The organism is Flavisolibacter tropicus, from assembly GCF_001644645.1.
Classification (GTDB): domain Bacteria; phylum Bacteroidota; class Bacteroidia; order Chitinophagales; family Chitinophagaceae; genus Flavisolibacter; species Flavisolibacter tropicus.
In genome coordinates, this window is sequence record NZ_CP011390.1 from 1865221 (window position 1) to 1879086 (window position 13866).

Sequence of the window (13866 nt, forward strand, 5' to 3'; positions counted from 1 at the left end):
ATTATAGCAACAAAGCAATTAAGTAACCAGTACGCATACTAAACAAGCATCGCTATGTTGAGCGCAAGGCCTCCCTTAATTGCTTTTTCTTTTAAAGCCTGAACAGTACTTAAAGGTAGCCGCCTTACAGAGCTGCTAACCTTGTATAAAATATGAGAGAAGGCTACTAAAGAAAACGTTGCTGCGTATTCATTTTTAAAATTCAGGTATGGATTTATTGAAGTATGGTATTGGTATAGACATGGCCATGGACAGCTTTGATGTTTGTTTAAGTGTAATTGACCGCCAGCAGCACGTTATCATTCAAGCACGCAGCAGTTTTAGTAATGACAAAACAGGGTTTGATCGTTTCGATGCCTGGTGTACGAAACACAAGAAGCTCCCTTTGCCGACGGTTTATTTAATGGAAGCAACGGGGGTCTATTATGAGCAGCTGGCCTGGTACCTGCACACCAAAGCATACGATCTCTCCGTTGTGCTTCCCAACAAAGCCCGGAAATATAAAGAGTCGCTGGGCCTGAAATCAAAAACCGATCGTATTGATGCCAAAGGCCTTGCCCAAATGGCCTGCGAACAACAGTGCAGCCGGTGGCAACCCTTATCGGCCAACATTTACCGGCTGCGATTGGTGACCCGGCAGATTCAAAACCTTACCGAGCAAGCCATCGCGCTGTCCAATCAGTTGCACGCCCTGCAGCATGGCATGTTCCGCGATAAAGACCTGGAGAAGATGCTGCAAAAGCAACTAGTGGTTCTAAAAAAGAACAAAGCGTCACTTAAAACAAAAGTGCAGGCACTTATCGATGCTGATCCGGCCTTAAAACAAAAATTTGAAAAGATCGGGAGCATCAAAGGACTGGGCTGCCAAAGCCTGGCCGTAATTGTAGCAGAGACCAATGGTTTTGCGGCTTTTGAAAGTGCGGGGCAACTGGTCAGTTATGCAGGCTATGATGTAGTGGCCAACGACTCCGGTAAGCGGGTAGGTAAAACAAAAATATCCAAGAAGGGCAATAGCCGGATCCGGAGGTGCTTGCATTTTCCGGCTTTTAATATGATTAAATATGAAGTGGGTGTTTTTAAAAACCTCTATCAAAGGGTGTATGAAAGAAGTAAGCTGAAAATGAAAGCGTATACAGCGGTACAGAAAAAACTGCTTATGATCATCTATGCACTTTGGAAAAACAACGAAGCTTTTATCGATAAGATACCGGGGCCAGCATTAGGCGATACAGCCGCAGCGCCTTCGGTGGCATTGGTTGGGCAAGGGACAAAAAATTAGCCCGGGCAAACGCCTGGGCTAAACAAGATAGACAGCCATCGAAGTATCGGCAGATGTCTTCTTTAAGAAAACAAAGGTATTAAAAATTAGTGCCTGAATAATTTGGTTTTCTTGACAGTACCTTGCGCCAGATTGAGGGTATTTGGAGATGAACCACTGCCCACGACAATTGTTCATTCATCAAATGACGAAGCAATTATTGCACAGTGGGTATATGGTGAAAAAGAAAGTGAGAATGCGCTGCAAACTGTTGATTTTCCAGCATTGAATTGGAACTTCAATTTAGTAATTAAATTCTGTTCACCAGAACAGTATCTGTTTGATGCAACTATCGATGGAAGAAGTTTAGTTGCAAAAGATGATGGCACTTTCTTTTTGAAAATGAATCTATCGACGAGGGAATATCAAGTCTTTTCCACTTTTTATGAGCCAGGCAGCCAGACAAGATTTATTCTTTATAAGCTATTGAGAACCAATTAGCCTGCAGCCAACAGCTTTTTACTGCAATAGTGGCAAGTGAACATATTTTGAACAACAACTATTCTATTTTACTTTAGTGCAAGCGTGAACCTGAAATGCAAAGAATGCCACCACTGACAGCAACAAGTTCTCCGTTATCGGCAACTTAATATGACAACTACATTATTTGGATTTATTGTTTTAGCCTGTACTGTAATTGGCTGCACTGACAGCTACTCTCATAGTGCGCTCACCCAACAAACGTGGGTTGATACAACGGCATTTCCCAAAAAGCCATTTTCCAAAGTAGTTCTGTTTGTTTTAGATTCAACTGCACGCACTACCATTTCTACTGCATCGGAAGGAACAATCCAAGACACGACTAAGGTTGAATACAGAGGTGGCGGCTACACCTTTGTCAGTAAAGCAGGTATTCCTAAGACAAGTGAACACAAGACCTATACATTGGACTCGCTACAAGTGCAAGCTTTAGTAACCCAACTTAAGCAGCGGCCCTGCAAAAGTGATTTGGTCGCTGATAAAAACTGTTCGCCTACCTACCAACATGTATACGTGTTTTACAATCAACAACAGCAACCCATTGCTCAAGTACATGTGTGTTTTAGCTGCGAAAAAGCAGCTTTTTTACCCGATGTAGAATATATGTGCGATTTTGACAATAAGGCTGATTTTACTGCATTCAAAGCCCTTACAAACCACATCAGTCGCTAAGTGCAACAGAAACCTTCTATCTAACCCCGTTGTCGGTGTTTATTTTAGCCTTTTCACTGCTACTGCACCAACAACTGAAAAAAGTAGAGATGTCCCGCCATAAGTTGTTTTTCTTCAACTATATTGCTTGCGGATTAATTACATAGCCCTAGACTCACACAAACAACGGCGTAAAATCTATTCTTTGTGACATAATTGGCTGTATATATGGAAAGAAAGCCTACCTTCATCTTGTTAGTTTGAGCCTCGCATTAGTATTCATTAATTATTCTGCTTAGCAATCTGCATCTTAGTTAGTTTCTTACTGCTTGCTTTTCTCAATCTTTTTGACAATTATTAATTTTTAAAAATGAACATTTTCGTTTCAAACTTAAGCTTCAACATTCAGGATGAAGACTTAAGAGATTTTTTTGCTGAATATGGTGAAGTAGCTTCTGCCAAGATAGTGATGGATAAAATGACAAACCGCTCCCGTGGATTTGGTTTTGTTGAAATGGCTGATGATGAAGCTGCTAAAAAGGCTATTGCCGAATTAGATGGCGCTACAGTTGAAGGCAGAGCCATTAAAGTAATGGAAGCCAAACCAAAAGAAGCCCGTCCTGCTCGCGACTTTAATCCCTTCCGCCCCAATAAAGGGAGTGGTTACAATAAAAATAGATATTAATAGCTCTCTTCTACAATTTCTGAAAAGCCTTGGTGTCATCCAAGGCTTTTTTATTTATAGGTAACAAAGAAGTTCACCTGACATTGCTTGGAGTGCCAAAATACCCACAGCCGAACATTCACTTAGCATTTGGTCTTTCATCAACACTCTTACGCCGTTGTTGGTGTTTCCCATAGCCCTTGTGCTGTGGATGCACCAACAACTGAAAGGAGTAGATGTTTACTGGTATAAGTTGTTTAACTTCAACCATGTTAGTGGTGGGCTAATTACATAGCCTTTAACTTAACACCGATTAAGTTGTAGAAAATTTAAGTCTTTTGAACAAACAAGCATATTGGATTGGCGCCTCTTTAATAGTAATCGCTTTCATATTTGCTGTTATAAGCTACTACCTCCTAATCTTTTGTATTCCGTTATTTGTAATTGGGTTAATCGTTGTTTCTTTTGCTCGGGTTACCATTAAACGGTGGATTCTAACTTGCGTTCTCCCTGTGGCGCTTTGGCTTCCCTGTAGCTATATGTTTTTGTATGCCTATGGGTGGAACCCCAAGGAGGTGTATTTGATTCCTGATGGATATACCGGCCCTATTTCCATAGTCTACGAGGAGAAATGCGGTACTACTCCTTTAAAAGAGAACGGCTTTAAAACATTTCGAGTTCCAGACAATGGTATTTTGATTGTCAACTTGCCTCGGAAAAACGGCTTCATAAATCACGAATACTATTACCTAAAGAAAGATGGAACAAAAACAAAACTGGCGGAAGCGAACTACTATGACACGTCTCTTCGACAAGTACCTAGTGTTTCATTTACAGGATCGGGTATGATTGGAAGCATCAGCGGAGGCGAAATTCAGTACTCAGAGCTCTGGGTATTTGGACATAAAAGGGTTGGTCGTTCTGAAAATGAAAGTAAAGTTGATTCAACGTTACTGGCCGAGGTCGAAAAGTGTAGGCGCTCCTCCCAATAGGACTGCAGCAAACAGAGTGTAACTGCAATAGCAACGAAAGCACAAGGATTGAACATCGGCAACTCTATTCTACATTAGTATAAACTTGAGGCCACAGAGCACAGAGTTACAACACCGGCTGCAACATGTTTATCATTTTGAGCAATACTTAATACAACTAGTCACCAATAATGAAAAATTTAGCTGACATCCTCCTTACTACGCTAATTGCAGTATTTGTGGGAACACTGGTTTCCTTGGTGATGGTTCTGCTTTTGAGTACAGCCGACAGCGCCATATTAGCGGCTATTTTAATCCCATTCAATATTTTTCTGCCTACACTATTAGGAGTGAGTATCTACCATTCCCTAAAGACGTCGAAATTGAAATTACAGCAGTATGGAGTCTTTCAGCAAGGTTTTCGTCTGTCGATTGTTTTTGGTGCAGGTCTTTTACTATGGGCAGTTTTGGAAGTTCTCATAGGTTCTGGAATTCAAGCAGGAATGCTGAGCAAAATGAAACGCACCTTTGTTTCTCAGTTTCTGGGATTTGTACCGGTAGCTATTGCGATAGCTTTTGCAATTCCTATAATTGATAAGAAACTTAATACCAATAAAACTGCGGCAAAAAGGGATGTAGCGGATAGGCTTTGATGACACAGCGCTTAACACAATGTTCCGAAAACTATGGCTTGCCATCAAGGAATCAGTACACTATCTTTAATTAATGCCAATAGAGGAATAGAGCAGCAGAAACACCTACGCCCACTGTTCCATTAGGCTAAATGTAGAAGACGCTTCATCTAATCATTTATAACGCCCTTACTAATAAAATGAAAAAAGCTATTTTATTCTTTTCACTTTTTACAATAACCTCCTCATTAGTTGCGCAGAGCAATAACCCTCCCGGTTTGAGTTTGATACGCAGCGAAGATTTGAAAAAGGATCTATACAGGTTCGCCAGTGCACATTTTAAAGGACGTTCCGCTGGCACCATCGATGAACTGAATGCTTCTGCCTGGTTGGTTGAACAATTCAGAGCTATTGGGCTAAAGCCTGCAGGTGATAACGGAACTTATCTTCAGTTCTTTTCGCTTGTGCGCAAACAGCTGGCAAACAATTCAACAATAGAGATCAATGGTACGCCTTTGCAGTTATGGAAAGATGTTGCTGTTTCGCAGTTGGCAAATACTAACCTGAAAGCCCCCATTGTTTATTTGGGCAATGCCGCAGACATAGATACCAATACGGTGGATGTAAAGGATAAAGTAATAGCCATTGAAGCCAGTACAAAAGGCATTAATTTAAATGTCTCTTTACCTACATGGAGGTACAACCGGTATATTTTTGCCCGGTATGGTATGCCTTTATTAAAAAGAGGCGCTAAGGCTATCCTATTTATTGCTGATGAACAAGCTGAAGCAGCTTGGGCTGATGCTACAGAAAACTTTAAAAGAGGCATTTATGATCTTCATGAAGAAGCTAACCCAAATGCATCAGCCAGAAGTGCGCAATCTGCAACTGCCACGGCACCGGTGATCTGGCTTCATGCCGAAGCAAAACAAAAACTGCAAAACAATACGGCATCCATTAACATGAACCTTATTGTATCGGAATATTTATATCCTTCCGCAAATGTTGTAGGGATGGTTGAGGGAACGGATCCTAAACTAAAATCGGAGTATGTATTGTATAGCGGTCACACCGATGCTCATGGTATTAGAAACGTCATAAAAGGCGACTCCATTTATTATGGCGCTGATGATAATGGAAGTGTAGATGTGGCTATGCTGGCTAACGCACGGGCGTTTGCTAAATACCCGTCCAAAAGATCGGTCTTGTTTGTTATCCATGGAGCTGAAGAAAGAGGCCTGTTTGGATCCCGCTATTATTCAGGACATCCAACCGTTCCAGTTGGAAAAATTGTTGCTGTTTTGAATGGTGATATGATTGGCAGAAATAACACAGACAGTGCGGCAATTTTAGGCGTAAATCCACCACACAGAAATTCGTCTGATTTAGTTAGTATGGCTTTGGCTGCTAATAAGGAAGGTCCAAATTTTAAACTAGATACCACATGGGACAATATAAACCATGTTGAAGGATGGTATTTCAGAAGCGATCACCTGCCCTATGCACGGCTAGGAATACCGGCTATTATGTATACTAGTCTTTTGCATCCTGATTACCACACCCCGCAGGACAATGTTGAAAGCATAAACTATCCAAAGCTGAAAAAGATGGCAGATTGGATGTACCGCACGGGCTGGAAAGTAGCCAATAAAGAAATGCGACCAGCAACCGATAAGGACTTTAAGCTGGAGCGATAAGAGAAGTACAAGCAGGGTCTCCCAACATTTCAAAGCCAGGCAGTGAAGCCCCGCTTAGACTCTTAATGGTAGCTCGCAGGAGATTAGGTTGTTTCCACTCGTTTTTATATATCTGTAGCGCAGATTTATTCGTTAGCATCAAACTGTAAATGCAAAAGATTAAGAAGCTCATAGGCTGTTTGATACTTTTCGTTGCCCATAACGCTGCGAATGGGCAACGAAACATTACAGAGTCCACTATTGACAGCATAGTTGCTATAATTGACACGTCAATACCTAAACTGGCACTAACTACAAATCCACCAAAAGAAGGCTATCTTTTGTCCAGAGCGGAATACTATATAGATTCTCAAGGGAGCTTATGTAAGGTTGTCTTTATGTATGGAAGTCATCCAGGAAGGGTTAATGGGCATCTAATCTACAGAAGTACCTATTTTTACTATAATGATGAACCTTTAAAAGCAGTAGCGACAACCATTAATTTCAAAGACACTACACTAAGGAGCACCTATTACTTTAACCAACAAGCTGCATCCATCAAAAGCAATCGTTCCAGTTCCAGCCAAATTCAAACGGCAAAGTCTTTCTTAAGAACTTATCATTTTACAATTTCCCCAAAAGGCTACTAACAAGCCCTGCTCCTTTCACCCCTACAAAAGCAACACAAAGGAAAACACCTAGAAACAGGGAGATATCCCTGTAATTGTTAAAGCTATTCCGCCATTCATCATTATAAATACTACCTGTAACCGCATACTGGCTTATTTTCAGCGAGTTTTTCACACTTAATAAGCCGTTATGTTGCATAGAGCCTTCTTTACCTTATTTCTTGCACTCAGTTGCCTATTCGTATTTGCACAAAATATGGGTACTGTTTCAGGTAAAGTAACCGACTCCTTACAACGACCGCTGGAAGGCGCCACCGTATTATTGGTTACCGGAGCAAAAGAGGTGACGGTGAAATCGGCCTTGTCTGATGATAAGGGAGCTTTTGTTTTAGAGAAAATAAAGTTCGGCACTTATAAATTGATCGTTAGCATGACGGGCTTCAGTAAAGAAACCGGCGTTACCGTCATACTCAATGAAGAAAAAAATACGATCAACGTAGGCACAGTAAAACTAATGAACGCTGCTACAAACCTGCAGGGCGTTACCGTAACATCGCAACGTCCTCCGGTGGAAAGAAGAATTGATAGAACAGTTGTAAACGCTGATCAGATGGTGAGCGCTGCGGGATCAACAGCCTTGGATGTATTGGAGCGGTCTCCAGGCGTTTCTGTTGACAACAATGGCATTATCAGTTTAAAAGGGAAGAATGGTGTTACCATTTTTGTTGATGATAAATTTACGTATCTAAGCGGCGCCGATCTTGAAAACTACTTACGTTCATTACCCGCCTCTTCGGTAGACCAGATAGAACTAATGACCAACCCGCCGGCTAAATACGATGCAGCTGGTGGCGGTGGTGTTATTAATATCCGTCTGAAAAGAACCAAGACAAAAGGGTTCAATGGCTCCCTCAATACGGCCTACACGCAAGGCAAGTATGCCAAAACAAACAATAGCGCCAACTTCAATTATCGCAGCGGCAAGTACAATCTGTTCAGTACACTGACACAGAACTACGCCACTAACTTTTCTGACCTTACTATAAATCGTCACTTCAAAAAACCAGATGGCAGCCGCTATTACGATTTCTTACAAAGCACCTATATTAAACCTTCAGGACTTGCTTTCTCTGCCAAAGTGGGTACCGACTATTACGCTAATGAAAAGACGACATTCGGCGTTGTTCTTACCGGTGTTACACGAAAAGGAGAACGCAACAATGACAACACCAGTCAAATTTTGAATACCAGTTATCAACTCGACTCCACCATTGTTGCCCACAACACACAGGATAACTCATTCAAAAACGGCGGTATCAATTTAAATTTAAGAAAACGCATAAGAAAGAATGGGCCAGAGTTCTCTATAGATGCCGACTATATTCACTACGGAACCGGTAATGTGCAGGAGTTCAACAACTTTACTTTCCTGGCGGACAATACACTTTCACAACAGGATCGCTTAGACGGCGACCTGCCTGCCGGCATCAATATTTATTCGTTGAAAACAGATTACACACATCCATTGAAAAAAGGTTGGAAGGTAGACGCTGGTGCAAAATCGAGCCAAACGGAAACAGATAACGTGGCTGATTATTTTTCTACAATAAACAATGTAACAAAACCTGACTACGACAAAACGAATCATTTTATCTATAAAGAAATCATTCATGCAGCCTATATCAATAGCTCTCATGAAGGTAAACGCTGGTCCATGCAGTTAGGACTGCGGGCAGAGAATACCGTATCGAACGGAAAGCAGTTAGGCAACGCGGTGAAGCCCGATTCTGCATTTAAGAGAACATACACCAGTTTATTTCCTACGGCCTATCTGAATTATAAACTGGATAGCGTTGGGAACCACACACTCACTCTTGATTATGGTCGCCGAATTAACCGACCTTATTACCAGGATCTGAATCCTTTTATTTCGCCATTGGATAAGTTCACGTATTATGTAGGGAACCCGTACCTACAACCGGCCTATACACACAATGTACAGTTGTCATACAGTTACAAGAATAGGATAACTGTTGGATTCAGATACAGTTCTACTTTGAATAACACCAACGAGACCATTGAGATCGTAAATGGGACTTATTACAGTCGCCCGGGAAACATTGGTAAGATCACCAACATCAGTGGCTCATTAGAAGGCGATCTGCCTTTACGGAAATGGCTAAACTTCGGTTTTTATTCAGAAGTGACGAACATCCATTCTAAAACCAATTTTTACACCGGCTTTTTAGATACACAGGGCACATTTTGGTATGTACAGCCTAACCTGCGTTTCACTTTCAAGAAAGGATGGGCCGCACAGCTCGATGGCGTATATCAAACAGGTCTTACATCAAACCAGTTCTATTTATTGGAAAGAGGACGATTGAACGCAGGCGTTTCTAAAAAGGTTTCTACAGCTTTGACCGTTCGTGCAGCGGTGAATGATATTCTATACACCAATATCAACCGCGGCATCATTAATAATCTCGCCAATACGGAGGCTAATTGGCGTAATGCAAACGATTCACGTACGTTTTCTATTGCCATTGCCTATCGTTTCGGGAAAGCTATTGCCGATCTGAGAAAACATAGCCAAAACAGTGCACAACAGGAACAAAGCAGGGTGAAAGAATAATGAGCAAGGAAGGGAATATTGAACAAGGAACAAGGAATGATGAATAATGAATGAGGGAATGTTCGATGCTCAATATGCAATACTCAATGCTCAAAGAACAAGGTGCAAGGAGAAAAGACTGCTATCATTTTACGCCGTTGTTGTTTCTCTTAGCCCTTGTGCTGCGGCTGCTCCAACAACTGAAAGGAGAAGATACATCCTGCTATAGGCTGTTTACTTCCACTAGTGTTGTTGGTGGGCTGGTCACATGGCCATAGCCACAACACTAACGGCGGCGTTAAAAGAGACCAACAAAAGCCACAACAAAAGTGTTTCATATTCAGACATATTGCCTCTCTTATGGAATGCTCTATTCCTTTGCATCTCAAATAAGCATGATACAGTTTTCTAAGTCTCTTATTCTTGGCTTCTTATTGTTTACTTCTTTTGAGGCTTTTAGTCAAAGAACAGGACAAGACTCTACTATTGGTTGCACTTTTCTTGATGATGTTCACGCTAGCTTCCCGGGCAGTATTGAAACCTGGAATAAATACTTATTAAGAAAGTTGAATCCGGCTATTGCCAAGCAAAATGGAGCACCAGTAGGAATATATACTGTATATGTTCATTTTAAAATAACCAAAGTTGGTAGTATTGATAGTGTAAGGGCTACCACAAATCATGGCTACGGAATGGAAGAAGAAGCGGTGCGAGTGATACAGCATGCACCCAAATGGTCTCCGGCCATAAAGAATGCCATAAATGTACCGGAATGGAAGCAACACGCTATTACATTCACCGTATCCAAATAGATAACCGAAATAGGAAACAGTTAGCATAGTATGTACTTACAGGTAAAGTAAGCCATCTGCAAACACCTAGCCTCCTACCCTTCTGCTTTTTGTATAATCAACCCAACAGAAGTAACAACATACTCATTCAACTGAAGCTTCAAGTGTATTTCTTGTTTGTGCGGCAAGTAGTCAACTGCATAATCTTCGGGCATAGCGCCCATGGAAAAGTCAAACGGTTCAACAAAATGGCCATCACTTCTCAGCTCATTAGCCAGTTGCTCCAAGTCTTTCCTTCTAAAGATCACTGTATTATCATTATCAAGAGTCAATTCTTCAGATGATATATTGTACTCCGTTGTATGCACGGCCCATCCACCCGGCTTTAGTGTTTTTAATTGGTTCTTTAAAAAGGTTAGTCCTTTTTCAATAGAACCCAAATGCTCAAACGAACAACTGGACCAGTTAAAGTCAAAGTCTTTCAGATCACCCGGTATATCATTCATATCTACAGCCCTGTATTGCACATGTTGGCGCAGTGTTTCATCACTACACAAACCACGCTTATTCAATGATTCAATACCAAAGCATAATTGATCTGCAACGGTCCATCCTTTTTCAATACCCACTTCTGGGAAAATATCGGTGGCCAGTATATCACAACCATAGTTAGCAAATACAGAAGGCAACGGTTCTGTTCCTACCGCGAATACCAAACCTTTTTTACCGCCAGCAATACAGCCCCTTTCCCATAGCGCCTGCATCACATACGCGAACTCCCACTGCTTTCGATGAAATCGTGCCGGCTCCTTTATCTCCCTTACCCATCGATTATACCAGTCCGTATGCCAGTCCTGAGCTTTGCAAAGTTCTGAAATGCGCCAACCCCGGTTATATATAAGAGGCGAAGGCGGAACCCACTCCGGCTCCGGCGCTGTCACAGCCCGTTCATCTACCGTATGCTGTTGTTCTTGCTTATTGGAACGAAACCAGTTCTTTACCGTATTGGGAATGCTCATAACAATGATTTATAAACCTTAAAATACTCCTGTGCACTACGCTTCCAATCAAACAACTTACCACGCTCCCGGATCCGGTCTGCAAGCCCGTTCTGACTGTAGGTATGTAGTCCATCCATCAATACCTGCTGCATGTGGGCAGGCTCAAAGCTTTTAAAGTAAAAGGCCACATCGCCACCAACCTCTGGCAGTGATGTAAGGTTTGAAAGGAAAATCGGTTTACCAAACTCCATAGCTTCTACTACGGGCAAACCAAAACCTTCGGCCAAAGAAGGATGCACATATGCTTTGCAGTTCTTCATGTACCATGCCTTTTCACTTTCGGAAATGGGGCCCAGTATATGCAAGCGTTCCTCTACTTTTCTACCTTTTGCCTGCTTATGCATAAAGCTTACATAGTCGGGCTCATCCAGGCGTCCGGCTACCACCAGTTCCAGGTCAGCATCGTGTTCCAGCAGCGCCAGCAGTGTATGAAAGTTCTTTTTCTGATTCACATATCCAATACCGAATAAGAATGGACGTTTGGGTTGATAAGAATTGATGCCTAACACTGGTTTCTCTACATGGCGACTACCATTATGGATGACATAAACCGGCTTATTGCCCACCTCGCAGTTTTTAAGTACATCATTCTTACAAAACTCCGACACACATACTATTACGTTGCTGCGCTTTATTAACTGCTGAGTACGTGCTATACTTTCTCTTTGTTCTCTTATTGGTTTGCCTTCGTGCAACGCGTTCAGGTCATGGATGGTTAAAACCACCTGTACAGATTTGTTTCTATAGGGAACAATTCTACCTGTTTGAAAGGGCGCATGCCAAACACGGCAGTTCCAAATAAAGGGCTTGAAAAAACGGTGACGCTTATGTTCAATAATTACTTTGTTACCAGGTCCAAAAGCGGCTTTGTCTTTCCGATGTACATAAAACTCCAATTTCGGCAACCCATGCTCTTCCAGTAACGGATTGACATGCAAGCCCAAATTCAAACAATAATGATACAGCCCTGAGTTGGGATACTTCATCAGGTCGCAATCCAATATAATTTGGCCCATACGTTATGCTTTATTCAAAATGAGGTTACAGGGCACGGACACATCAGTACTTTATCTATCAGTAAATCGGAAAATAAATGGCAATTAAAGCAACGTTTCTACGTTAAAGAAGTCTCATAATTTTCGCAGGGACAAATACAAAACAAAGCTCTTTTATACATTTTATATTGATGGGCTAACGCTTACGGTATAAATTTTGCTTCCGAAGGCCATCCAACTTGTCCATCCTACCTTATAAAAGCTCACCTATTACTTAACCGTTGCTAATCTACACCACATGCACATGAACAGAATCGTTTTCGATTGTGAACGGATGAAGTATCCTAACACCGGCCTATACAGCTATTGCCTCAACCTTGGAACGCGATTACAGCAAACCTTACACCAAAACGCACAGTTAACCTTTTTTATTCCGCCTGCTGTCAAAAAAATCTTTGGTTCACAAAGCTCCAATATTATCCAGCACTCCTATCAAAAGTTTTGGCTTCCCTCTTTAAAAGACTACCACATCTGGCATGCTACCTATCAAGGCAGTCAGTACCTACCACAACTCAACAAGAAAATTAAAGTTGTGTTAACTATACATGATCTAAACTTCATGCATGACCCTAGAAAGTCGGAAGCCAAGAAAAAGAAATATTTAAAAGTGCTACAGCACAACATCGACAGAAGCGCTGCTATCATCTGCATTTCAGAATTTGCGAAATCAGATGTTCTTCAATACTGTGCTACAAAGAATAAGCCTATATATGTTATACATAATGGTACTAACAGTTTAGAAAAGCCGGGCCTGTTTGGCAATTCTTACAAGCCACGAACACGCTTTCTTTTCTCTATTGGTGTAATGGAGCGAAAAAAGAACTTTCATGTATTGTTACCGCTACTGCAACAAAACAAAGACATGGAATTACTAATAGCCGGGCAGCCAAACGATAGAGAGTACATCGATTATATTATAAGCATGGCCAGAGAATTAGGTGTGGAAGAAAAACTAAAAGTACTCGGAGCCATATCCGAAGAGGAAAAATCCTGGTATTATGAAAACTGCTATGCATTTACGTTTCCTTCTTTGTCAGAGGGCTTTGGATTGCCGGTAACAGAGGCCATGTCTGTAGGCAAGCCACTTTTCCTTTCCGACAAAACGGCCTTACCAGAGATCGGTCAAGACATTGCTTTCTACTTTAACGATTTTAATAGTGCACACATGCAAAAGGTATTTATAGATGGTATGCAGCAGTACAAGACTGAGAAAATGCAGGATGCTATCAAGTTGCGTGGCCAGGACTTCTGCTGGCAGAAAGCAGCACAACAATATATCAACGTTTATCAATCACTCTGATTAAAAAGGTTAAACCAATAGACA

General features: G+C 41.5%; 13 protein-coding genes. 11 read left to right on the plus strand and 2 right to left on the minus strand.

What is annotated here, in order from left to right; translation table 11 throughout:
- The first annotated feature begins 208 nt into the window (after nt 1–208).
- The 10 genes from SY85_RS07795 (at nt 209) to SY85_RS07845 (ending at nt 10447) form a co-directional block, all read left to right on the plus strand.
- Nucleotides 209–1279: an IS110 family RNA-guided transposase gene (locus SY85_RS07795; RefSeq protein ID WP_066401363.1), complete on the plus strand. Its 1071-nt coding sequence runs from the start codon at nt 209–211 to the stop codon at nt 1277–1279.
- A gap of 111 nt (nt 1280–1390) precedes the next feature.
- The gene (locus tag SY85_RS07800) at nt 1391–1759 is read left to right on the plus strand and encodes a hypothetical protein (RefSeq protein WP_158512946.1); all 369 of its coding nucleotides are present in this window, start codon (nt 1391–1393) and stop codon (nt 1757–1759) included.
- A 150-nt stretch (nt 1760–1909) separates the two neighbouring features.
- Nucleotides 1910–2470: a hypothetical protein gene (locus SY85_RS07805; protein WP_066403199.1), complete on the plus strand. Its 561-nt coding sequence runs from the start codon at nt 1910–1912 to the stop codon at nt 2468–2470.
- A 349-nt stretch (nt 2471–2819) separates the two neighbouring features.
- Nucleotides 2820–3134, plus strand: a complete 315-nt coding sequence (locus SY85_RS07810; RefSeq protein WP_066403202.1) for an RNA recognition motif domain-containing protein — start codon at nt 2820–2822, stop codon at nt 3132–3134.
- A 317-nt stretch (nt 3135–3451) separates the two neighbouring features.
- Nucleotides 3452–4105, plus strand: a complete 654-nt coding sequence (locus tag SY85_RS07815; protein WP_066403204.1) for a DUF6843 domain-containing protein — start codon at nt 3452–3454, stop codon at nt 4103–4105.
- 170 nt (nt 4106–4275) lie between these two features.
- Nucleotides 4276–4737 (plus strand): hypothetical protein, encoded by a 462-nt coding sequence (locus tag SY85_RS07820; protein WP_066403207.1) that lies wholly within the window; start codon nt 4276–4278, stop codon nt 4735–4737.
- Between the two features lie 179 nt (nt 4738–4916).
- Nucleotides 4917–6413 (plus strand): M28 family metallopeptidase, encoded by a 1497-nt coding sequence (locus tag SY85_RS07825; protein WP_066403211.1) that lies wholly within the window; start codon nt 4917–4919, stop codon nt 6411–6413.
- Between the two features lie 149 nt (nt 6414–6562).
- Nucleotides 6563–7042, plus strand: coding sequence for a hypothetical protein (locus SY85_RS07830; protein WP_066403212.1), 480 nt, complete (start codon nt 6563–6565; stop codon nt 7040–7042).
- A gap of 235 nt (nt 7043–7277) precedes the next feature.
- Nucleotides 7278–9656, plus strand: coding sequence for a TonB-dependent receptor (locus SY85_RS07840; protein WP_158512947.1), 2379 nt, complete (start codon nt 7278–7280; stop codon nt 9654–9656).
- A 374-nt stretch (nt 9657–10030) separates the two neighbouring features.
- Entirely contained in the window at nt 10031–10447 is a 417-nt protein-coding gene (locus tag SY85_RS07845; RefSeq protein WP_066403218.1) for an energy transducer TonB, read from the plus strand.
- Nucleotides 10448–10521: 74 nt separating this feature from the next.
- Here SY85_RS07845 and SY85_RS07850 read toward each other — a convergent pair whose 3' ends face one another.
- Nucleotides 10522–11445: a class I SAM-dependent methyltransferase gene (locus SY85_RS07850; RefSeq protein ID WP_082886330.1), complete on the minus strand. Its 924-nt coding sequence runs from the start codon at nt 11443–11445 to the stop codon at nt 10522–10524.
- Entirely contained in the window at nt 11442–12503 is a 1062-nt protein-coding gene (locus SY85_RS07855; RefSeq protein WP_082886331.1) for a glycosyltransferase family 4 protein, read from the minus strand. Before SY85_RS07855 ends, SY85_RS07850 begins: the two co-directional genes overlap by 4 nt.
- A gap of 277 nt (nt 12504–12780) precedes the next feature.
- On the opposite strand from SY85_RS07855, the gene SY85_RS07860 reads away from it, so the two are divergent.
- Nucleotides 12781–13842, plus strand: coding sequence for a glycosyltransferase family 4 protein (locus SY85_RS07860; RefSeq protein WP_082886332.1), 1062 nt, complete (start codon nt 12781–12783; stop codon nt 13840–13842).
- Nucleotides 13843–13866: the final 24 nt, after the last annotated feature.